At 72.4% G+C, this 21,601-nt stretch carries 21 protein-coding genes; 10 read left to right on the forward strand and 11 right to left on the reverse strand.

Annotated features, from left to right (window positions below; genetic code table 11):
• The first annotated feature begins 60 nt into the window (after positions 1-60).
• From def to ABTW95_RS33535, 4 genes are all read left to right on the forward strand, one after another.
• Complete coding sequence (def, locus tag ABTW95_RS33520; RefSeq protein WP_396450814.1) at positions 61-591, forward strand: peptide deformylase; 531 nt, start codon at positions 61-63, stop codon at positions 589-591.
• Between the two features lie 89 nt (positions 592-680).
• Positions 681-1,415 (forward strand): response regulator transcription factor, encoded by a 735-nt coding sequence (locus ABTW95_RS33525; protein WP_396450816.1) that lies wholly within the window; start codon positions 681-683, stop codon positions 1,413-1,415.
• Positions 1,415-2,965 (forward strand): sensor histidine kinase, encoded by a 1,551-nt coding sequence (locus ABTW95_RS33530; protein WP_396450817.1) that lies wholly within the window; start codon positions 1,415-1,417, stop codon positions 2,963-2,965. The genes ABTW95_RS33525 and ABTW95_RS33530 overlap by 1 nt, the downstream gene beginning before the upstream one ends.
• Before the next feature lie 313 nt (positions 2,966-3,278).
• The gene (locus ABTW95_RS33535; RefSeq protein ID WP_500228398.1) at positions 3,279-4,277 is read left to right on the forward strand and encodes a S1C family serine protease; all 999 of its coding nucleotides are present in this window, start codon (positions 3,279-3,281) and stop codon (positions 4,275-4,277) included.
• A gap of 144 nt (positions 4,278-4,421) precedes the next feature.
• Here the strand turns inward: ABTW95_RS33535 and ABTW95_RS33540 are convergent, their stop codons facing one another.
• Positions 4,422-5,246: an oxygenase MpaB family protein gene (locus ABTW95_RS33540; protein ID WP_396450820.1), complete on the reverse strand. Its 825-nt coding sequence runs from the start codon at positions 5,244-5,246 to the stop codon at positions 4,422-4,424.
• 89 nt (positions 5,247-5,335) lie between these two features.
• Between ABTW95_RS33540 and arfB the strand changes: the two genes are divergently transcribed.
• On the forward strand, positions 5,336-5,761 hold the full coding sequence (gene arfB, locus ABTW95_RS33545; RefSeq protein ID WP_396450822.1) for an alternative ribosome rescue aminoacyl-tRNA hydrolase ArfB: 426 nt from the start codon (positions 5,336-5,338) through the stop codon (positions 5,759-5,761).
• Between the two features lie 102 nt (positions 5,762-5,863).
• On the opposite strand, the gene ABTW95_RS33550 is transcribed toward arfB, so the two are convergent.
• From ABTW95_RS33550 to ABTW95_RS33560, 3 genes are all read right to left on the reverse strand, one after another.
• Entirely contained in the window at positions 5,864-6,940 is a 1,077-nt protein-coding gene (locus ABTW95_RS33550; RefSeq protein WP_396450823.1) for a hypothetical protein, read from the reverse strand.
• Positions 6,941-7,110: 170 nt separating this feature from the next.
• Entirely contained in the window at positions 7,111-7,914 is an 804-nt protein-coding gene (locus ABTW95_RS33555; RefSeq protein ID WP_396454654.1) for a crotonase/enoyl-CoA hydratase family protein, read from the reverse strand.
• Between the two features lie 8 nt (positions 7,915-7,922).
• Positions 7,923-8,696, reverse strand: a complete 774-nt coding sequence (locus ABTW95_RS33560; protein ID WP_396450826.1) for an SDR family oxidoreductase — start codon at positions 8,694-8,696, stop codon at positions 7,923-7,925.
• A gap of 214 nt (positions 8,697-8,910) precedes the next feature.
• On the opposite strand from ABTW95_RS33560, the gene ABTW95_RS33565 reads away from it, so the two are divergent.
• Together ABTW95_RS33565 and ABTW95_RS33570 are read left to right on the forward strand one after the other, a co-directional pair.
• Complete coding sequence (locus ABTW95_RS33565; RefSeq protein ID WP_396450828.1) at positions 8,911-9,708, forward strand: SDR family oxidoreductase; 798 nt, start codon at positions 8,911-8,913, stop codon at positions 9,706-9,708.
• Between the two features lie 27 nt (positions 9,709-9,735).
• On the forward strand, positions 9,736-10,752 hold the full coding sequence (locus ABTW95_RS33570) for a DNA topoisomerase IB (RefSeq protein ID WP_500228399.1): 1,017 nt from the start codon (positions 9,736-9,738) through the stop codon (positions 10,750-10,752).
• Between the two features lie 82 nt (positions 10,753-10,834).
• On the opposite strand, the gene ABTW95_RS33575 is transcribed toward ABTW95_RS33570, so the two are convergent.
• The 4 genes from ABTW95_RS33575 to ABTW95_RS33590 all read right to left on the reverse strand — a co-directional run bounded on the left by ABTW95_RS33575 (position 10,835) and on the right by ABTW95_RS33590 (position 13,839).
• On the reverse strand, positions 10,835-11,596 hold the full coding sequence (locus ABTW95_RS33575) for a metallophosphoesterase family protein (protein ID WP_396450832.1): 762 nt from the start codon (positions 11,594-11,596) through the stop codon (positions 10,835-10,837).
• Positions 11,593-11,838 (reverse strand): BON domain-containing protein, encoded by a 246-nt coding sequence (locus ABTW95_RS33580; protein ID WP_396450834.1) that lies wholly within the window; start codon positions 11,836-11,838, stop codon positions 11,593-11,595. The genes ABTW95_RS33575 and ABTW95_RS33580 overlap by 4 nt, the downstream gene beginning before the upstream one ends.
• Positions 11,835-12,464, reverse strand: coding sequence for a nucleotidyltransferase (locus tag ABTW95_RS33585; RefSeq protein WP_396450836.1), 630 nt, complete (start codon positions 12,462-12,464; stop codon positions 11,835-11,837). Before ABTW95_RS33585 ends, ABTW95_RS33580 begins: the two co-directional genes overlap by 4 nt.
• Positions 12,465-12,537: 73 nt before the next feature.
• Positions 12,538-13,839: a glycoside hydrolase family 1 protein gene (locus ABTW95_RS33590; protein ID WP_500228400.1), complete on the reverse strand. Its 1,302-nt coding sequence runs from the start codon at positions 13,837-13,839 to the stop codon at positions 12,538-12,540.
• A 1,103-nt stretch (positions 13,840-14,942) separates the two neighbouring features.
• Here ABTW95_RS33590 and ABTW95_RS33595 point away from each other — a divergent pair.
• Positions 14,943-15,359: a C40 family peptidase gene (locus tag ABTW95_RS33595; RefSeq protein ID WP_396450840.1), complete on the forward strand. Its 417-nt coding sequence runs from the start codon at positions 14,943-14,945 to the stop codon at positions 15,357-15,359.
• A gap of 56 nt (positions 15,360-15,415) precedes the next feature.
• On the opposite strand, the gene ABTW95_RS33600 is transcribed toward ABTW95_RS33595, so the two are convergent.
• Positions 15,416-16,489, reverse strand: a complete 1,074-nt coding sequence (locus ABTW95_RS33600; RefSeq protein ID WP_500228401.1) for an alkene reductase — start codon at positions 16,487-16,489, stop codon at positions 15,416-15,418.
• Positions 16,490-16,589: 100 nt separating this feature from the next.
• Here ABTW95_RS33600 and ABTW95_RS33605 point away from each other — a divergent pair, with 100 nt between their 5' ends.
• Positions 16,590-19,154 carry an ATP-binding protein gene (locus tag ABTW95_RS33605; RefSeq protein WP_500228402.1) on the forward strand — a complete coding sequence of 855 codons (2,565 nt, stop codon included), beginning with the start codon at positions 16,590-16,592 and terminating at the stop codon, positions 19,152-19,154.
• A gap of 50 nt (positions 19,155-19,204) precedes the next feature.
• On the opposite strand, the gene ABTW95_RS33610 is transcribed toward ABTW95_RS33605, so the two are convergent.
• Entirely contained in the window at positions 19,205-19,888 is a 684-nt protein-coding gene (locus tag ABTW95_RS33610; protein WP_500228403.1) for a dienelactone hydrolase family protein, read from the reverse strand.
• A 1-nt stretch (position 19,889) separates the two neighbouring features.
• A complete protein-coding gene (locus tag ABTW95_RS33615; protein WP_396450848.1) occupies positions 19,890-20,288 on the reverse strand; it encodes a PaaI family thioesterase in 399 nt (132 codons plus the stop codon).
• Between the two features lie 6 nt (positions 20,289-20,294).
• Here ABTW95_RS33615 and ABTW95_RS33620 point away from each other — a divergent pair, with 6 nt between their 5' ends.
• The gene (locus ABTW95_RS33620; protein ID WP_500228404.1) at positions 20,295-21,599 is read left to right on the forward strand and encodes a cytochrome P450; all 1,305 of its coding nucleotides are present in this window, start codon (positions 20,295-20,297) and stop codon (positions 21,597-21,599) included.
• Positions 21,600-21,601: the final 2 nt, after the last annotated feature.

Consider the following 21,601-nt stretch of genomic DNA (forward strand, 5'->3'; position numbering starts at 1 on the left):
GTGCGCCCGGCCCCTCTCGCGGGCCGGGCGCACCGCCGGACGCTCTATAGGATTCCGGGCGTGAGGAAGCGCAAGCATGCGCGGGGCGGGACGGTCCGCGCGGTCAGGTTTCTCGGCGACCCCGTGCTGCGGACGGAGTGCGACCCGGTCCGGACGTTCGACGCCTCCCTGGAGCGCCTCGTCGACGACATGTTCGTCACCATGTACGAGGAGGACGGCGCCGGGCTGGCCGCGAACCAGATCGGCGTCGGCCTGCGGCTGTTCGTGTACGACTGCGAGGACGACAAGGGCCGCCGGCACGTCGGCCACGTCGTGAACCCGACGCTGGTGGCCGCCGACGGCGAGCAGCTCGTCGAGCCGGAGGGCTGCCTGTCCCTCCCCGGCCTGCGGTTCGAGACGCCCCGCTACGCGCACGCCGTCGTCGAGGGCGTGGACGTCAGGGGCAAGCCCGTCCGCGTCGAGGGCACCGGCTACTTCGCGCGCTGCCTGCAGCACGAGTGCGGTCACCTGGAGGGCCGCGTCTACATCGACGTCCTGTCCGGGGACGCGCGCCGCGAGGCCATGCGGGCGATCCGCGCCCTCCAGCGGTAACGGGCGCTCACCGGATCCTCTGCGGACATTCAGGGCACGTTCAGGTTCGGCTGGAATCCTCTGCGATGATGTGGAGGGGGACTGGGCACGTGACTGAACGGACCGCGAACGGCGGAGGCAAGACGGCGGCGGAGGCGACCCTGCTCGTCGTCGAGGACGAGCCCAACATCCTGGAGCTCCTCGCCGGCAGTCTGCGCTTCACCGGCTTCGACGTGGTCACGGCGACCAACGGCGCGGACGCGGTGCAGTCGGCGCGGCGGCACCGTCCCGACCTGATCGTGCTGGACGTGATGCTGCCCGACATCGACGGCTTCGACGTCGCGCGGCGGCTGCGCTCCGGCGGCGACCACACCCCGGTGCTGTTCCTCACCGCGCGGGACGCCGTCCAGGACCGGATCAAGGGGCTGACGATCGGCGGCGACGACTACGTCACCAAGCCGTTCAGCCTGGAGGAGGTCATCGCCCGCATCCGCGCCGTGCTGCGCCGGTTCCGCGGCGGCGTGACCGAGCCGCCGCCCCGCATGGTGTTCGCGGACGTCGAGCTGGACGAGGACAGCCACGAGGTGTGGCGCGGCGGCAGGCCCATCCAGCTGTCGCCGACCGAGTTCAAGCTCCTGCGCTACTTCATGGCGAACGCGGGCCGCGTCGTGTCCAAGGCGCAGATCCTCGACCACGTGTGGAACTACGACTTCCGCGGCGACGCGGGCATCGTCGAGTCGTACGTGTCCGCGCTGCGCCGCAAGGTGGACAACGCCGAGCCGCGCCTCATCCACACCCTGCGCGGTGTGGGGTACGTCCTGCGCGAGCCGTCGAGATCGGGCTGATGGCCGCGCGCGTCCCGGCGTCCGCGCCGGCCGGCCCGGGAGCGCCGGAACGGGAGGGGCTCCCGGCCGCGGCCGCGCCGTCCCGGTCGCCGCGGCGCGCGCTGGAGCGGCTGTGGGGGCGGACGTCGCTGCGCGTCAAGCTGATCGCCGGGATGCTCGTCCTCGTCACGTTCGGGATCACGGTGATGAGCGCGGCGGGCGCGTCGGTGCTGCGCCAGTACCTGGTCGGGCGGGCCGACGACCAGCTGCGCGGCTCGGTGGGGCGCGCGATCGAGCAGGTCATCCCGCAGCTGCAGCGCGGCGAGGAGCACATCGAGGTCCGCATCCCGAGCGAGATGTACGGGCAGGTCCGCACGAACGACGGCCACGCCCTGGGGCAGAACCCGGCGTGGAGCGAGACCGGCCATCCGAAGCTCCCCGAGGATCTGAGCAGGCACATCGACCGCCCGTTCACCGTGCGCGGGACGGGCGGCTCGCAGTGGCGGATCCTGGCCGAGCCGATCCCCGGCGGCGTCATCGTCCTCGCGTTCAGCCTGGACGAGGTGGACCGCACCGTCCAGCGGCTGGTGGTGATCGACGCGATCGTGGGCCTGCTGGTGCTCGCCGTCCTGGTCGTGCTGGGCGTGTGGGTCGTCCGGGCGAGCCTGCGCCCGCTCGCCGCCGTGGAGGAGACCGCGGGGGCGATCGCGGCCGGGGACCTGTCCCGCCGCGTCCCGGAGGCCGATCCGCGCACCGAGATGGGGCGGCTCGGCCGGTCGCTGAACACGATGCTCGGGCAGATCGAGGCGGCGTTCCGGGCGCGCGCCGAGTCGGAGGCGGCGGCGCGGCGCTCGGAGGAGACGGCGCTGCGGTCGGAGGAGCGGATGCGCCGGTTCATCGCGGACGCCAGCCACGAGCTGCGCACCCCGCTGACCGCGATCCGCGGGTTCGCCGAGTTCTACCGGCAGGGCGCGGCCCGCAGCCCCGCCGAGCTGGACCGGCTGATCGGCCGGATCGAGGAGACCGCGTCCCGGATGGGCCTGCTCGTCGAAGATCTGCTGCTGCTCGCCCGGCTGGACCGGCAGCGGCCGATCGAGCGGCGCCCGGTGGACCTGCTCGCCGTCGCCGCCGACTCTGTCCAGGAGGCGAGAGTCCTGGCACCCGACCGCAAGATAGACCTCTCAGTCGAGGGCGGGCTGGCGTACCAGGTGCGGGGGGACGAGCCGCGGCTGCGCCAGGTGATCGGGAACCTGCTGACCAACGCGATCGCGCACACCCCCGAGGGCACGCCGGCCGAGGTGCGGCTCGCGCCGGGCACGCTGCGCGGCGCCCCCGCGGCCGTCGTCACGGTCGCCGACGAGGGGCCCGGGCTGGCGCCCGAGCAGGCCGAACGCGTCTTCGAGCGGTTCTACCGCGCGGACGAGGCCCGCTCCCGCGACTACGGCGGCGCCGGTCTCGGCCTCGCCATCGTCGCCGCGCTCGTCGCCGCGCACGAGGGCGTCGTCGAGGCCGACTCGACGCCGGGCGAGGGGGCGACGTTCCGGGTCGTCCTACCGCTCGATGACGATTAGCAGCGACATGAGCCATCAGCAACGACATGGCCCATTAGCACCGACATAGGCCGCATTCAGCGAACGTTCAGGTAAGTCCTGTTAGGTAGGCCGCACAGGGCGCGCCCCGGGCTCGGCAGGGACCGGGAGTCCGCGCCCTGGCCAGCTTTCCGGGTCGCGGCCGGCGCCGCGGCCGGGAGGACGAGGCGCCGCACGTCCTCCCGGTCGCGGTTTTTCGTGTCAAATCGCCTTTCAGCACACTTTCAGCTTCGATCCAGGCGGCCTGCAGCCCCGCGGCGCACTCTCGACGGTGAGTGGACGACAGGGGGATCCGATGAACACCGACCGGCCGCGGCGGCAGCCGCCATGGGAGCCGCAGAGACCGCACTTCGCGCCGCAGAGTGACCCGCACGGCGACCCGTACGGCGACCCGTACGGCACCGCGCAGGCGCAGTGGTCTCGGCAGGACGTCCCGGCGGCGGAGCAGCCGGCCAGTACGGGCCTGTTCGGCACGACCCGGCAGAAGCTCGCGGCGGTGGGGGCCGCCGCGGCGCTGGCCCTGGGGGCGGGCGGCGCGGGCGCGGCGGTGACGCTGGCGCTCACGCACGAGAAGACCGTCTACGCGAGCCCGACGGCGGTGTCCGGGGCCCCGTCGGGGAGTACGGCCGGGAGTACGACCGCACAGGTCGCTGCCGCCGTTCAGCCGAGCGTGGTGTCGATCCAGGCGCGCACGGCCGCGGGCACGGCGACCGGTTCCGGGGTGATCCTGCGCTCCGACGGCGTGATCCTCACGAACGCGCACGTCGTGTCGGGGGCGCGGCAGGTCGCGGTGAAGTTCGGCGACGGCGGGACCGCGGCGGCGCAGGTGCTCGGCGCCGACACCGGCGGCGACATCGCCGTGATCAAGGCGCGCGGCGTGTCGGGCCTGAAGCCGGCGACGCTCGGCGACAGCGACCGGCTCGCCGTGGGCGACCCGGTCCTCGCCGTGGGCAGCCCGCTCGGGCTGGACGGCTCGGTGACGTCCGGCATCGTCAGCGCGCTGGGCCGGCGGATCCAGGAGGGCGGCGACGAGCAGCAGCTCCCGCCGGGCCTGCGCGGACGGCTGTCCCAGGAGCAGCAGACCATGATCGAGAACGCCATCCAGACCGACGCCGCCATCAACCCGGGGAACTCCGGCGGCGCCCTGGTCAACGCGTCCGGGCAGGTGATCGGCATCAACACCGCGATCGCCACGGCCGGGGGCGGCGACGGGAACATCGGGGTCGGCTTCGCGATCCCCGTCAACACCGCCAAGAAGACCGCCGACAAGATCATCGCCGGCGCTTCGGTCTGACCCGTTCCACCGTCCGGCCAGGCTCTGGGGGGAGCGGGCGGACGGGCGGCGGAGCGGGCAGTAGGTCCTCCCGGCCGGGCCGGGCGCGGGGGGGCCGTGCAAGGGAGAACGGCCGCGTGACCTGCCTGTGGGTCACGCGGCCGTTCAGCCGCGCGCCCGTACGGCCGGGCCGCGGTTCAGCTTCGCCAGCATCTTGCGCGTGGAGCGCAGGTAGACGTCCCGGGGCAGGGTCCGGACCCGCAGCGGCAGGCGCGGGTACACGGCGGCCAGCACCGCCAGCAGCAGCCGGAACCGCAGCTCCCGCGCCCTGGTCCACTTCCACCCGTACTGGACGCGGATCGGCTCCGGCATCAGCCCCGCCGTGAGCAGCCGGATCGCCATCATGCCCGGCGCGTTCAGCGGCCCGCCCGGCAGCTTCGGATGCAGCACCTGCTCCGCGACCGCCCGGGACGCGTCGCTGATCTCCAGGGTGTTCAGCATGCCCGCGTAGTACTCGCGGAAGTCCCGGTAGGTCGCCGGCATCCGGTCCTCGGGGCAGCCCAGGATCGTCGCGTAGACCTTGCTCTGCTCGTAGAACTCCTCAAGCTCGGCCCGCGTGAACCTCCGCCGGAACAGCACCTGGTAGAACTGCGCCGCGACCGCGAACAGCGTCGCCGCGACCCACACCTGCAGCTCGGGGTCGTTCGCCTCGTAGTCGGGGCCGGTGATGGCCTCGTGCCCCCTGGTGACGAGCGCGCTGAGGGTCTCCGCCTCCTCCCGCGTCCCGAACTGGACGACGTAGAGCCAGCCCATCGTGTTGCGCAGGCGCCGCGCCGGGTCGTCCGCCGTGTAGCTGTGGTCGTACACGCCCTGCGCCACCTTGGGATGGGCCGTCTGCAGCAGCGACGCCGCCCCGCCCGCCGCGATGAGCGCGCCCTCCTGCGCGATCACGCGGATGAGGTCGCCGTCCGTGAAGATTCCGTCGGTCATGGCCAGCAGTGTAAGTAAGTACTTGCAGTCGCTGCTACCCGGGGGTAATTCGGGCGACGGGATCGCGGCGCTGCTGCGACAATGGGGACATGCCCGCCCAGATCCACGTCCGCGGCTCGGTCTCCATCCCGGAGTCCGAGCTCAGCTGGCGCTTCTCCCGCTCCTCGGGGCCGGGCGGCCAGCACGTCAACACCAGCGCCACCGCCGCCGAGCTGTCCTTCGACGTCGCGAACTCCCCGTCCCTGCCCGAGCACCTGCGGGCCCGCGCCCTCGACCGGCTGTCCGGGCGCCTCGTCCGCGGCGTCCTCACGATCCGCGCCGAGGAGTACCGCTCCCAGCAGCGCAACCGCGACGCCGCCCGCACCCGCCTCGCGACGCTCCTCGCCGAGGCGACGGCGCCGCCCCCGAAGAAGCGCATCCCGAAGAAGGTGCCGCGGGGCATCAACGAGCGCCGCCTGGAGAACAAGAAGCGCCGCTCCGCGATCAAACGCCAGCGCTCGGCCCGCTGGGACTGACCCGGCACACCCCGGCGCGGCCCCGGCGCGGCCTGGCGCGCCGCCCGCGCGCGGAACGCCCGCCCCGCCGGGCGGCGGGACGGGCGTTCGCGACGGTCCGGGTCAGCTGAAGTACTCGATGAACGGGACCTTCTTGCTGGGCTGGGAGGCGGTGCCGGCGCTGACGACCGCGGACGTGCCGGGGCGGGCGTCGGCGTCGGTCACCTGGACGGTGCCGGTGCGGGCGGGGCCGTTCAGCGTCGTCCAGGACGAGCCGTTGTAGTGCATGTACTGGCTCTTCGTGCCGGTCGTGATCGGGAGCATGACCACGCCGCCCTTGCCGTCCGACGACAGGCCGATGCCGGCCGCGTTCAGCGGAGTGTTGATCGTCTTCCAGGACGTGCCGTCGTAGCGCTGGATCGCGTTGGTGATCTGGGCGTTCTGCCGGACGCGCAGCACGTAGACGTTCGTCGGCGAGTCCGCGACGATGCGGTGCAGCGTGCCCTGGAAGCCGGGGACGCCCAGGGAGCCGGGGACGTCGATCCTCTTCCAGGACGTGCCGTTGAAGTGCATCACCAGCCCGGTGACGGACGTACCGGTCGCGGAGGTCGTGCCCGCCAGCCACACGTCGTTCTTGGACCGCACGTCCACCGCCGTGATGGACGAGGACGGCGGGAGCGGGACCTTGGGGTCGACCCACGCGCTGCCCGTCCAGCGCAGGATGGCGGACGGCCCGCCGGCGGCGGCGTCGATCCCGGCGATGGAGTAGGCGGTGCCGTCCGGCGCGGCGGACACGGCGGTCGGGAAGCCCACCAGCGGGTAGGAGACCTGGCTCCACTTGGTGCCGTTCCAGTAGAGGCCGAGGGTGCCGCCGAGGTTGTAGCCGATGATCCACGCCTTGGACGCGCTCGCGACGGCGACGTCGGTCGGGGTGAAGCCGACCGGGCTCTGGTCGGCGACCCACGCCGAGCCCGTCCAGCGGACGATCTTCGCCTGCGGGCTGAAGAAGGACCCGGCCGCGCCGACGGCCCAGCCGGCGTTCTTCGCGCCGAAGTCGACCCGGTCGAGGCTCCCGTCGTAGTTCAGGGCTCCGCTGGCGATGTCGCGCCACCCGGCGGCGTGCGCAGGGGCGGCCACCGCGACCGTCCCGGCGCCGCAGGCCAGGACGGTGGCGACCACCAGCGCCGCGTTGCGTCTCATATGCTCCCACTCCCAAGATCACTGCAAGCGTGCGCAAAAGAGTACGGCATTACTTACTCCGTGGTAAGGGGAACCCCCCACCCGGCCGCATCAGGACGCACCTGGCACACCAGTCACAGACGTCAAGACGCCCGGAACCGGGCGGTTCCGGGCGTCCTGCACGGGTCGGGCTACTCGCCCTTCCAGTTCGGCTTGCGCTTCTCGGCGAACGCCGCCGGGCCCTCCTGGGCGTCCTTGGAGGTGAAGACCGGCAGGGTGATCTCCTGCTGCTTCTTCCACGCCTCCTCGCTCGTCCAGTCCGCGGACTCGACGATGACCCGCTTGGTCGCCGCGAGCGCCAGCGGCGCGTTCTCGGCGACCTTGAGGGCCAGCTCCTTGGCCGCGGCGAGCGCGCCGCCCGGCTCGGCGAGCCGGTTGACGAAGCCGAGCTCGGCCATCCGCTCCGCCGGGTACTTGTCGCCGGTGAGGGCGATCTCCATGGCGATGTGGTACGGGATGCGCTGCGGCAGGCGCAGCAGCCCGCCGCCCGCCGCGACCAGGCCGCGCTTCGGCTCGGGCAGCCCGAACTGGGCATCCCGCGCCGCCACGATCATGTCGCAGGACAGCGCCACCTCGCAGCCGCCGGCCAGGGCGTAGCCCTCGATGGCGGCGATCATCGGCTTGGCCGGCGGGCGCTCGGTGATGCCGGCGAACCCGCGGCCCTCGACGACCGGGTTGTCGCCGGTGAGGAAGCCCTTGAGGTCCATGCCGGCGCAGAACGTCCCGCCGGCGCCGGTGAGGATGCCGATGGACAGGTCCTTGCGGGACTCCAGCTCCTCGACGGCCGCCGCGATGCCCCGCGCCACCTCGCCGTTGACCGCGTTGCGGGCCTCGGGGCGGTTGATGGTGACGATGAGGACGGCGCCCTCTTCCTCGGTCAGAACAGCATTCGTGCCGGGGGGTCGTCCCCCCTCGGGCGATACTGCGTCGGTCATTCAGGGCCTCACTTCGGCTGGAAGCGGATACCGCCGTCGAAGCGGATGGTCTCGCCGTTCATGTAGTCGTTCTCGATCAGGGCCTGGACGAGGTGCGCGAACTCCGACGCCTTGCCCATCCGCTTCGGGAACGGGACGGGCGCGGCGAGCTTGGCCTTGAACGCCTCGGCCTGCTCGCCCTGGCCGTAGATCGGGGTGTCGATGATGCCCGGGCAGATGGTGTTGACCCGGACGCCGATCGCGGCGAGGTCGCGCGCCGCCGGCAGCGTCATGCCGACGATGCCGCCCTTGGACGCGGAGTAGGCGACCTGGCCGGTCTGGCCCTCCAGCGCCGCGACGGACGCGGTGTTGATCACCACGCCGCGCTGGCCGTCGGCGTCGGCCGGCTCGGTCTTGGCGATGGCGGCGGCGCCGATCCGCATCAGGTTGAAGGTGCCGATGAGGTTGACCCGGATGACGGTCTCGAAGGAGGCCAGGTCGTGCGGGCTGCCGTCGCGGCCGACGGTCCGCGAGGCCCAGCCGATCCCGGCGCTGTTGACGATGACGCGCAGCGGGGCGCCGGTGTCGACGGCGGCCTGCACCGCGGCCTGCACCTGCTCCTCGCTGGACACGTCGGTCTTGACGAAGACGCCGCCGACCTCGTCGGCGAGGGCCTTGCCCTTGTCCTCGTTCAGGTCGGCGACGACCACCTTGACGCCCCGGGCGGCCAGCGCGCGGACGGTGGCCTCACCGAGGCCGCTCGCGCCACCGGATACGACGGCGGAAACTCCGTTCAGGTCCATAAGCGACACCTTACGTGAGGGACCGAATGTGGTTCGGGGTGATGCTATACAGACGTCGTCGGGCGCTCCGCTCACACCCCGGCGGATCGCGGAGGCGCCTTATTACTCACCAGTTACAATAGGGGTCGCGTTTGCTTCCCGCAGCGGCGGGCACCCGCCGGACATGAGCGAGCGCCCTCCGCAGAGCCAGTCCTACCCCGGCCGGACAGGGGACATGGCACCCGAACCCCGCGACGAGATGCGCGACTACACCGGCGCCGACCTGCTGCACGGCCGCCGCGCGCTGATCACCGGCGGCGACTCCGGCATCGGGCGCGCCACCGCCGTCGCGTTCGCCAAGGAGGGCGCCGACGTCGCCATCACGTACCTGGAGGAGGACGACGACGCCCGGCGCACCGCGGGCCTGGTCGAGGCCGAGGGGCGGCGCTGCGTCATGTTCGGCGGCGACATGGCCGAGGAGCGGCACTGCCGCGAGGTCGTCGAGCACACCGTCCGGCAGCTGGGCGGCATGGACGTGCTCGTCCTGCACCACGGGACGCAGGCGCCGGTGAAGGACGTCCGGGAGATCGGCGGCGAGCAGCTCCGCCGGACGTTCGAGGTGAACGTCTTCGCGGTCTTCTGGACGATCCAGGAGGCCCTGGACCACATGGGGCCGGGGTCGTCCATCATCATCACGGGGTCCATCAACGGGCTGCGGGGCAACAAGTCGCTCATCGACTACTCCGCGAGCAAGAGCGCGGTGATGACGCTCGCCGCGAGCCTCGCGCAGAACCTCATGGACCGCGAGATCCGCGTCAACTGCGTCGCGCCGGGGCCGGTGTGGACGCCGCTGATCCCGGCGACGTTCGATGAGGAGCGCGTCGAGTCCTTCGGGAAGAACGCGCCGATGGGACGTCCCGCCGACCCCGACGAGATCGCCCCGTCGTATGTGTTCTTCGCCTCCAACCGCCTGTCCTCGTACTACACCGGGCAGACGCTCGTCCCCGCCGGCGGGGAGATACATCCGGGCTGATGGAACCGCGCTGATGGAACTGCGCTGATGGAACTGCAACGTAGCGACACCGGAGAAGCCGGCTACGGACGGCGGAAAGCCGGCAAGGGGTTCGTGTATCTCGGCCTCGACGGCCGTCCCCTGCGAGACCCCGCGGAGAAGGAGCGCATCAGGTCGCTCGTCATCCCGCCGGCCTGGAAGGACGTCTGGATCTGCCCCGACCGCGACGGCCACATCCAGGCGATGGGCACCGACGCGGCCGGACGCCGCCAGTACCTCTACCACGAGGCGTGGCGGGAACAGCGCGACCGGGAGAAGCACGAGCACGTCCTGGAGCTGGCCGAACGGCTCCCCAAGGTCCGGCACACGATCGCCGAGCACCTGACGGGCCGGCGGTACACGCGGGAGCGCGTCCTGGCGGCGGCCGTCCGCCTCATCGACCTCGGCTTCTTCCGCATCGGCGGGGAGTCGTACGCGGCGGAGAACGGCACCTTCGGGCTCGCGACCGTCCTGCGGGAGCACGTCACGTGCCGGCGCGGCGAGGTGACGTTCGAGTACCCGGCCAAGGGCTCGAAGGACCTGTACCGGGCGGTCGCGGAGGAGAACGTGTGCAGGGTGGTCAGCGGCCTCAAGCGGCGCCGCGACGGCGGCCCCGAACTGCTCGCCTACCGGACGAAGGACGGCTGGCACGACGTCACCACGTCCGACATCAACGACTATGTCCGCGAGGTCACCGGCGGCGACTTCACCGCCAAGGACTTCCGCACCTGGCACGCCACCGTGCTCGCCGCGGTCGGGCTCGCGGTGTCGGTGCGCGCCGGCGACAGCGACACCGCCCGCAAGCGCGCCATCGTCCGCGTCGTGAAGGAGGTCGCCGCCTACCTCGGCAACACCCCGGCCGTGGCGCGGGCGTCCTACATCGACCCGCGCATCATCACGCTCTACGAGGACGGCGTGACGGTCGCGCCCGCACTCGGGCGCCTCGGCGTGGACGCCTCCGAGGGCGAGCTGGCCACGCAGGGCCCTGTCGAGCAGGCCGTCCTGGACCTGCTGCGCGCGGCCTGAACGGGCGGTGGGACGACCGGGAGATCACTCCCCTCCGCGCGATCTCGCGATCGTCCACCCGCCCATCCCGTAGAGGCGAACGTCACCAGGCCGACACCCGTTCCCGGGTGGGACCGCGATCCGCGGCCTCCGGCACCTCCAGGCAGTACATGGCGTAGGCGTGCTGGATCACCGGCAGAGCCACGTTCCGCACGCGGACCCCGCCGGACGTGAGGCCCTTCTCCGTCCCCTTGTGCGCGTGCCCGTGGATGGCGAGGTCGGCGCCCGCGGAGTCGATGGCCTCCCCCAGCAGGTAGCTGCCGAGGAAGGGGTAGATCTCCGGCGGCTCGCCTTCAAGGGTGTCCGCGCAGGGCGCGTAGTGGGTCAGGGCGATCGTGACGTCGGTGTCCAGGTCGGTGAGGGACGTGTTGAGCCGCGCGGCGAAGTCCTTGGTGTGCCGGACGAACGCCTTCATCTCGGGCTCGCCGAAGTCGCTGGCGCAGCGGCCCTCGAAACCGCCGCCGAACCCCTTGCCGCCGGCGACGCCGAGCGTCGTCCCGCCGCAGTCCAGGACGGTCGCGTCGCCTTCGAGGACGGTCACGCCTGCGTCCCGCAGCACGGCCGTGATGTCGTCCTCCTCATCGGAGTGGTAGTCGTGGTTGCCCAGCACGGCGACGACCGGCACGCCGAGGTCGCGCAGCTCGCCCGCCGCGACCTCGCCCTCCTCGACCGTCCCGTGCCGGGTCAGGTCGCCGGCGACCAGCAGCACGTCCGCGTGGTCGGCGAGCGCGGCCAGCCGCGCCCGGTACGCCCCCGCCGCCTCCGGCCCGACGTGCAGGTCGCCCGCCGCCGCGACGCGGATCATGAGATCTGCTCCGCTCCGTCGGGCTCGGGCACCGCGACGACGTGCAGCTCGTTGCAGATCTCGCGGCCCTCGGCGGCCTCGCGGGCGGCGTCCTCGACGTCCCGGCTCCGCTCCTCGCTCACGACCTCGCCGCGCAGGTGGACGACGTCGCCGCGGACGTCCACCCGGATGCCGAGCTCGTGCGCCTCCGCGGCGAGCCTCTCCTGAATGTGCGCGGCCAGATATCCGGACACATCGTTCACAGCACGTCCCCCTCGATCACGTCCAGCCGGGTCAGCAGCGCCAGGAACGCGTACGCGTACGGGGACTCGGCGGTCTCCGCGGCCACCCGCCGCCAGTCCACCTGCTCGCGCAGCGCCCGGCCGACGTGCAGGAAACCGCTGAAGTCGCAGGCGGTCTCGGTGAACGCAAGCAGCCGCATCACCATCAGGTCGGTGGCGGGCAGGACCGGCATGAGCACCGCCCCTACCGTCATGTCCTCGGCCCGGCCCAGCAGCTCCCCGTCCACCGGGCGGCCGGACGGGGTGTGGATCAGGTCGATGAGGTGCTCGCCGTCGTACGCCTTCTCCAGCCAGTTCTCCGGGCTCTCCAGATGCGTCATGCCCACCGACGCGAGCGCCTCCAAGGCGACCTGGACGTCGCGCTCGCGCACCACGAAGTCGACATCATGCGTCGACACGGCCGCACCGTGCGCGTACGCGGCGAACCCGCCGGCGAGCGCGTACCCGATCCCGGCGTCGCGGAGCGCGGCGGCGGCGCGCTTCAGGGCGTTGAGCAGGCCGTCGGCGACGCCGCCCGATCCCGGCCCCGGCCCGGCGGTGCCGGACCCGCGCGTAGCGGCCATCGGCTCGGTGTGCACGTCCCCCACGCGTTCCCCTGGTCGGTTCCGGTCGCCGTGGCGGTACCCGGGGACACGCAGGTCATTCCCCCATCCCCGGGGGTCACCCTGGGACGCGGTACGCGGCGGGCGGCGTCGGCGTGGTGCCGAAACAGGTCGCGACGGGATCCTCGATCGAGCACCAGCCGGGCCGGCGCACCGGCACATACCCGGACGGGACGCCTCGGTTGGCGATGATCGACCGATATGTGGGCACGGCGTCGGTCGGACGCCGCGTCAAGGTCGGATCTGTCAGCGCGTCCACCGTGTAGAGGCCGAACCGCGGGCGGTAACTGCCCCACTCGTAGTTGTCGGTGAGGCTCCAGTAGTTGTAGCCCATCATCTTGACGCCGTCGGCCATCGCGCGCTGGATCCAGTAGATGTGGTCGCGGAGATGGTCTGAGCGCGTGTAGCCGTCCGCGCGCGGCTTGCCGTTGTCGGTGGGCATGCCGTTCTCGACGACATAGACGGGCAGGTTCGGGAGCCGCCGCTGGTAGTTCTTGAGGACGTAGTACAGGCCCTCCGGCTCGGGGTCGATCTTCCAGAACTCACCGGTGATCGCGTACACCGCCGTGAAGTTCTCCAGGTTGGCGCCGTAGTAGTAGTCGATGCCGATGAAGTCGAGCTTGTCGATGGCGTCGTTGAACAGGGCAGCGTCGAAGATGCCGTTGATGGCCGTCCCGTAGGCGACGTTGCTGGACACGAGGGCGCCCGGGTCGACCTTGTGAATCATGTCGTAGGCGGCCCGATGCGTCTTGAGGAGGGCATCGCGCATCTTCAGCATCTGGCCGAAGTCCATCGGGCGGGTGGTGAGCTCCTTGTAGATGTAGGCGCTGGCCTCGTTGAACGTGATCCAGATGACGCCCTGCCCCTTGTACCTGTTGACGACGAACTGTGCGTTGCGGAGCCAGTCGTCCTGCGTACGGGGGTTGTCCCAGGCTCCCTGGTCGGCGACCCACCCGGGATAGACCCAGTGGTCGAGGGTGAGCATGGGCCGCATCCCGTTCGCCTTGATCCGGCGCACGAGGTCGTCGTAGTAGGCGAGCGCCTCCGGATCACGGTGGCCCCTGCGGGGCTCGATGCGGGCCCACTCGATGGACGTCCGGAACACGTTCACCCCGAGCCCCTTGGCGAGCTTGAGGTCGGACGGGTAGCGGTGCCGGAAGTCGACCGAGTTGCCGTAGGGGTCGGTCACCCCGCTGGCCTTGCGGTCGGCATACCGCGTCCAGTTGCTGTCGGGGAAGAACCCCTCGCTCTGGAACCCGGACGTGGACACGCCCCAGAGGAACCCGGGCGGGAACTTCGCCGTAGCGGGCCCACCGGACGCAGCCGCGCCCGGCACAGGCCCGGCGAAGAGCCCCGCCACCAGAACCAGCCCAGCGGCCAAGGGGCCAAGCCGCCCAGTTCCACGCAACCGCCCATGCCCGGCCAGTCGCGCGTGGGCGCGCGACCACCCGTGTTCGGGCAGCCGTTCAGGCCGGTGCCGTCGCCCTCGGGCGCGCGGCCGGCCGCCTTCGTCGATCTCGCGGCTTCTCCGCGACCCATCACCGGGTTTGCCGAACACCGCACTCCTCCCGGGCGTCACCTGCGTCTCCTCTGACTTCAGGCGGCCCGGAGGGCGCCGTCAACCCCAGGGTTCAACCGAATCCCATGATCGTGCACGTCCGTAACCGCGGGCGGTCATCGGCGCCGCGGACGCCGGCCGTCCGGGCGTGACACGGCGGTCGCGGCGACCAAGAGACCCCTTTACCGATACGTGATATGCACCACAAATCGCCCAGGAGGCGGCGGACGAGTTTTCCACAGAATGCGGTTCGAGTGCCGGCGCGGGGGCGGCGAAGGCACCATGTAATCGATCTTCATTCGGAGGTTCGTGACCCAGTTCACACTTTTCCCGTGCCGATCGGAATCGACGCAGGCCAAAGGAGGGGCGAGGGATTGCCCACCGGTCCGCGCCGGCCTCGAAATACCCGGAGGGATTTGCCATGCCCGCCCGAGTCTGCATACGTTCCTGCCGGTTCATGCGGCACAGCTGCCGCCCGGATAACAGAACACGCACCCCGACGCGCGGCTGCGGCGCGCACGGCCGGCCTCGATCACGGCGGCCTGCGCGGACCCCCGGGTCGTCCCCCCGGGGACCCCGCCGGAAAGCCGCCGCCGGACGCCGAATCCGTGCAGTCGAGAGGCACGGAACCGGAAGCGGCCATCGCTTTCCCGCGTCCCGCCGAATGGCGCCGCGGAATGGCCGCGGCAACCGAACCCCCGCGGAACGCCTGCGGGGTGACGGCTGCCCGGTAGGCATCACCCGCGAGGTCTGGAGTCATTCTGCATACCCCTCGGAACAACCCCCTGAAGGCCGGATTCACCACTGGTGGCCTCGCGCTCACCACGACCGCGGCGCTCGGCGCGTCGGTCCTCGCCGCGGGTCCCGCGCAGGCGTCGGCGCCGCGGCAGCAGCGGGCCGTCACCGTGACGACCGTCGCGAAGGTCTCCGCCAAGCAGTCCCGGGCCGCCAAGCAGAAGAAGCGCGCGGCCTACGCCGTGAAGTACGCGGCGAAGCAGATCGGCGACCCGTACCGCTACGGCGGCACCGGTCCCGGCTCCTGGGACTGCTCCGGCCTCGCCGGAGGCGCCTGGCGCAAGGCCGGGGTGAAGCTGCCCCGCACCAGCCAGCAGATCTACCGCGCCGTCAAGAAGAAGGTCTCCTGGAAGGGCGCCGTCAAGGGCGACCTCCTCTTCTTCTACAGCGGCCGCACCCACGTCGGCGTCTACGCCGGCCACGGCTACATGATCCACGCGCCCGGCTCCGGCAAGCGCGTCAAGAAGATCAAGCTGACGAAGTACTACAAGCGCCACTTCAACGGCGCCGTCCGCCCGGGTCTCTGACCCCGCCCGGAACGCCCCCCGAGGCCCCGCGGCGCGGTGCGGGGCCTCGGGGGCCGTCACGGCAGCGGCGGGTAGTCGGTGTAGCCGCGGTGGTCGCCGCCGTAGAAGGTCGCGCGGTCGGCGGCGTTGTAGGGGCCGCCGGCCTTGATGCGGGCCGGGAGGTCGGGGTTGGCCAGCCACAGCTCGCCGAAGGCGATCGCGTCGGCCACGCCCTCCCGCAGCGCCGCGGCGCCCTCCTCCGGCCTGGCGGGGAACGACTCCGGAGTCGGATGCGGGTTCAGGATCAGCGTGCCCGGCCACTCGGCGCGGATCCGGCGGGTCTGATCGCGGTTCAGCTCCTCCATGACGTGCAGGTACGCGAGGCCCAGGGGCGCGAGCTCCCCGATCAGGGCCGAGTACAGCTCCGGCGTGTCGCTCTCGCTGACGCCGCTCGACGTGCCGCCCGGCGACACGCGGAGCGCGACGCGCTCGGGGCCGATCGCGTCCGCGGCCGCCGCCACGGCCTCGACGGCGAACCTGATGCGGTTCCGGACCGTCCCGCCGTAGGAGTCGGTGCGGACGTTGCTGCCGTCGGCGAGGAACTGCTGGATCAGGTAGCCGTTCGCGCCGTGCAGCTCGACGCCGTCGAAGCCGGCCGCGACCGCGTTGCGCGCGGCCGCGGCGAACTCCTCGACGGCCCGGGCGATGTCGTCCAGGGTCATCTCCTGCGGGACGGGGTGGTCCAGCATCCCGTCCGGCGTGAACAGCTGCTCGCCGGTCGCGATCGGCGAGGGGCCGAGCGGCAGCGCGCCGTCCGGGTACAGGACGGGGTGGCCGACGCGCCCGGAGTGCATCAGCTGCGCGAAGATCCGCCCGCCCTCGGCGTGCACGGCGTCGGTCACCGCCCGCCATGCCGCCACCTGCTCGTCCGAGTGCAGGCCCGGCGTCTGGATGTAGCCCTGGCCCCGGACGCTCGGCTGCGTGCCCTCGGTGATGATCAGCCCGGCTCCGGCGCGCTGCCGGTAGTACTCCGCGGTCAGCTCGGTGACGGCGCCGCCCTCGCCCGCCCTGCTGCGGGTCATCGGCGCCATCACGAGCCGGTTGGGCAGCTCCAGCTTCCCCACGGAGATGGGCTCGAACAGTTCCTGCATGACGTCCTCCAGTGGCGTTGTCGCTGGTCAAGAACGTACGAGCCGCCGGGTACGGGGCGAATCCGTAGGGTTTCGGTATTCGGCCCCGTAGTTTGGTCTCGTGCTCTACGGGCGGAACGACGAACAGGCGCGGCTCACGTCGCTGATCGACGGGGCGCGCGAGCATCGGCGCAGCGGCGCCCTCGTGCTGCGCGGCGAGGCGGGCATCGGCAAGTCGGCGCTGCTGGAGGAGGCCGCCGCCCAGGTGCCGCGCGTGCTGCGCGTGACCGGGATCGAGGCGGAGTCCGGCATCGCGTTCGCCGGCCTCAACCAGCTGCTGTGGCCCGTCCGCGACCGGCTGGACGCGCTGCCGCCGGCGCAGTCCGCCGCGCTGCGCACCGCGCTCGGCGAGGCGTCCGGCGGGCAGGGCCGCTTCGCCACCGGGTTCGCCGTCCTCACGCTGCTCGCCGACCTCGCCGAGGACGGGCCCGTGCTGTGCGTCGCCGACGACGCCCACTGGATCGACACCGCGACCGCCGAGGCACTGCTGTTCGCGGCGCGGCGGCTCGCGGCCGAGGGCGTCGTCATGCTGTTCGCCGCACGGGACGGCGCGTTCACCGGCACGGGCCTGCCCGAGCTGCGGCTCGGCCGGCTCGCCCGGGCCGACGCCGAGCGGTTCCTCGCGGAGCGCGGCCTGACGCCGCTCGTCCGCGAGCGGGTGCTGCGCGAGGCGGCCGGCAACCCGCTCGCGCTGCGGGAGTTCGCCGCCGCCGGGGAGCGCCCCCCGGAGCCGTCGCCGCTGCCCGTCGCCGACCGCGTCCTCGCGTCGTTCAAGGAGCAGATCGCGCGGCTGCCGGAGAACGCCCGCCTCATGCTGCTGATCGCGGCCGCCGAGGGGCGCGGGCACATGCCGAGCCAGCTCGCCGCCGCGGCCGCGCTCGGCGTCGGGCTCGCCGACCTGGAGGAGGCCGAACGCGCCGGAATGGTGCAGGTCACCGGGCGCAGCATCGCGTTCCGGCACCCGCTGATCAGGGCGGCCGCCTACCAGGGCGCGACGGCGGCGCGGCGCGTCACCGTCCACCGGGCGCTCGCCGAGTCCGCCGACGACCTCGACTGCCGGGCGCGGCACCGCGCGTCCGCCTCGCTCGCCCCGGACGAGGACGTCGCCGCCGACCTGCAGGAGGCCGCCGAGCGCGCCCGCGAACGCGCCGGGCACGCGACCGCGGCGGCGCTCTACCGGCAGGCCGCCGACATGACCCCCGGCCGGGAGGCGCGCGCCGCCCGGCTCGGCGCCGCCGCCTCCCTCACCCTCCAGGCGGGGCGGCTCGACGAGGCCGAGGACCTCGCCGTCCGCGCGGAGAAGCTCGGCGCCGCCGACCTCGCCGGGCTCGCCCGCGTGCACGCCGCCGTCGAGTACGAGCGCGGCGACCCGCGCGCCGCCGCCCGCATGCTGGCCGACCGCGCCGCCGGCCCGGAGATGCTGTGGACCGCCGCCATGTACGGCTGGGCGTCCGGCGAGCTGCCCGCCGTGCTCCGCGCGTCCCGGCTGCGGCCGGACGACCCGGCGCTCCGCGGCCTGGCGCTGCTCGCGGACGGCGACCACGCGGCCGGCCTGCCGCTGCTCGCCGACCACGTCACCGCGGCCCGCGACGGCGCCGGCGACCGGCTGCGCGCCGCCCAGCTCGCACTGATCATCGGCGCGGACGACGCGGCGCTCGAACTGGCCGCCGCGGAGGCGGCGCACTGCCGCCGGCACGGCCTGGTCGGCGAGCTGCCGACCGTCCTGCAGGTCCAGGCGCAGGCGCAGATCGCGGCGGGGCGGCACGCGGACGCGGCGGCGACCGTCGCGGAGGCGATCGCGCTCGCCCGCGACACCGGCCGCCCGCACCGCGAGGGCCGCCTCGGCGCCGTCCTCGCCCGCGTCGCGGCGATCGAGGGCGACGAGCGCCGGCTGCACGAGCTGACGGCCTCCGCCCCGCCGGGCCTCGCCGACGGCGCGTTCGCCCTCCTCGACCTCGGCCTCGGGCGCTACGACGACGCGCTGCGCCGCCTGGAGGAGATCGCGCACGGCCCGCACCGGCACGCCGGCGTCCTGTCCGCCGCGGACCAGGTGGAGGCCGCCGTGCGTGCGGGCGAGGTCCCGCTCGCGCGCGAGGCGTACTCCCGATTCCGGGTCTGGGCCGAGGCGGCCAAGCAGCCCTGGGCTCTGGCCGTGGCCCTGCACTGCGAGGCCCTGCTCAACGACAGCGAGGAACCATACGTCGAGGCGTTGCGCCTGCACGAAAAGTCGATGCGGCCATTCGAGCGTGCGCGCACCGAACTCCTCTATGGCGAATACCTGCGCCGGGCACGCCGCCGCTCGGACGCCCGCGTCCCGCTCCGTTCCGCGGCGTCCATCTTCGAGCGCCTCCGCGCCACCCCCTGGCTGGAACGCGCGCGCGCCGAACTACGGGCCACGGGCGAGTCGGGGACGTCCGTCCCCGCCGCCCCCGACCTCCTCGACCGCCTGACCCCGCAGGAACTCCAGGTCGTCCGCCTGGCCGCCGCAGGAACGAGCAGCCGCGAAATAGCCGCGCAGCTCTTCCTGAGCCCCCGCACGGTCGAGTACCACCTCTACAAGGCCTACCCCAAGCTGGGCATCTCGTCCCGCAAGGAACTGTCCCGCCTGACCCTGGAACCCGCGTGACCGTCCCCGCGGGCCGGCTCGCGCACTGCGAGCCGCTCCCCGGATGGGCGCTATGACAGGGTCCGGCGGAGGAAGTCCTCGGTGAGGCGCCACGCGCGTTCGGCGGGCTCCGGCTGGTAGAACATCGGCGCCTTGCGGTTGTGGAATGCGTGACCGCCGTCTTCCTGGACGTGGATCTCCATGTTCTCCCGCCCGGCCACCGCCTGCTCCACCCGGGCGACGTCCTCCCGGGGGATGTAGGGGTCGGTGCCACCGAAGTGGAACTGCGTCGGAGCATGAATGGCGTCGATCTGGTCCAGGGCTCCGGGCACACCAGACCCGTAGAACGACACCATCGAATCGACCTCGGCCTGGGCGGCGAGCAGGTAGGCGAGCGTCCCACCGAAACAGAACCCGAGGATGCCCACCTTGCCGACCCCAGGCATGCCCTTGAGGACGTCCAGCGCGGCCTTCGCGTCCTCTACGCCCTTTTCCCAGTCGAACTGGGAGACCATCGACACCCCCTTGGGGAGTGCCTCCTCGTCGTGCTTCGTCGTCCAGTTCGGCTCGATCCGCCAGAACATGTCGGGTGCCGCCACCACGTAGCCGAGCGCCACGAGATCCTCGGCGACCGCCTCCATGTAATCGCCCACGCCGAAGATCTCCTGGAGGAGCAAGATCCCCGGCCCGCGCGTCCCCCACACGTGCAGGTCGAACTCACCGTCGGGAACAATGACCTTCTCAATATGCGCCATGTCACCCGATGATGGCGTAAACCGCACTGGCGTGGGCGACGGTCACCGAATCGGCCGTCATATCGACCTCCGCGAACGCCATCGTCCGCCCCAGCTTGCTGAGCTCGACGCTAACCAGGACGTCCTGCCCCTTAACAGGCCGCTGGAAGGTCGTACTGAGCTGCACGGTCGTCATCGGCACGAACCCGCCCTTGGCCCCGGAGACCGCCAGAACGACCGCCGTATCGGCCGCCGCCATCAACGCCTGCCCCGACAGAGCGCCGCCCTCCCGCGCCAACCGGTCGGACCACGGCAGCCGCAGCACCGCCGTCCCGTCCCCCACCTCCTCCGGGACGAGGCCGAGGTCCAGCACCCAGGGCGCGAAATTGTCACGCAGGATCTCATCGGGCTTCACCGTCATCCCGACATGATGCACGCTGAGGGCATGCACGAGGAGATCTTCCTGCCCGCCACCTACGCCACCGGGGTCCCCTACGACTCCTTCGCGAAGCTGCGCGCCGAGTCCCCGGTCACCCGCATCCCCGAACCGGCCGTCGGCCCCTGGCCCGCCGGCCCCGGCTACTGGGCGGTCTTCCGGCACGCCGACGTCAAGCACGTCCTGCGCTCCCCGGACCTCTTCTCCTCCAACCTCGGCGCCACCCAGATCCGCGACCCCGACACGCCCGAGGACCTCGCGTTCGTCCGCGCGATGATGCTCAATCAGGACCCGCCCGACCACTCCCGCCTCCGCCGCATCGTCGCCGCGGCTTTCACGCCCCGCGCCGTCCGCGCCCTGGAAGACACGATCGACCACCGAGCCCGGACGCTCATAGGTTCGGCCCTGGGCGAGGAAACCGACTTCGTCGAACTGGCCGCCGACCTCCCCGTCTGGACGCTCGCCCACATCATGGGCGTCCCCGAATCCGACCGCCGCCTGCTCTACGACTGGGCGTCCCGCGTCATCGGCTACCAGGACGAGGAGTACGCGGGCATCTCCACCGCCGACGCCGCCACCATGACCCCCATGGCGCAGAAGGCGATGAACTACCGTCCGACGACCACCACCCGCCCGGACGGCCGCCCGATCAACCCGCGCTCCTACACGGCCCTCGCCGACATGTTCGCCTACGCCCACGCGCTGGCCGCCGAGAAGCGCTCGAACCCGTCCGACGACATCATGTCCCGCATGCTGGAGGGCGGCCTCACCACCCACGAGTTCGAGAACATGTTCTTCCTCTTCGCCGTGGCCGGGAACGAGACCCTCCGCAACGGCATCCCGGGCGGCCTCCTGACCCTCCTCTCCCACCCCGGCGAACTGGCCCGCCTCCGCTCCGACCCGTCCCTGCTCCCCTCCGCGGTCGAGGAGATGCTCCGCTACTGGCCCCCGGTCATGGACTTCCGCCGCACCGCCACCCGCCCCGTCGAACTCTCCGGCCAGAAGATCAACGCCGGCGACAAGGTGGTCGTCTACCACGCCTCCGCCAACCGGGACGAGACCGTCTTCCCGTCCCCCGACCGCTTCGACATCACCCGCACCCCCAACGACCACGTCAGCTTCGGCTTCGGCCCCCACTTCTGCCTGGGCGCCCACCTGGCCCGCACCCAGATGCGCGCGATCTTCCGCGAACTCCTCCCCCACGACATCACCCTCACCGGCACCCCCGTCCGCCTGGCCTCCAACTTCCAGAACGGCCTGAAGCACCTCCCCGTCCACCTCGCCCCCACCCCGTAACC

This window comes from Spirillospora sp. NPDC127506 (genome assembly GCF_040302145.1).
Lineage (GTDB): Bacteria > Actinomycetota > Actinomycetes > Streptosporangiales > Streptosporangiaceae > Spirillospora.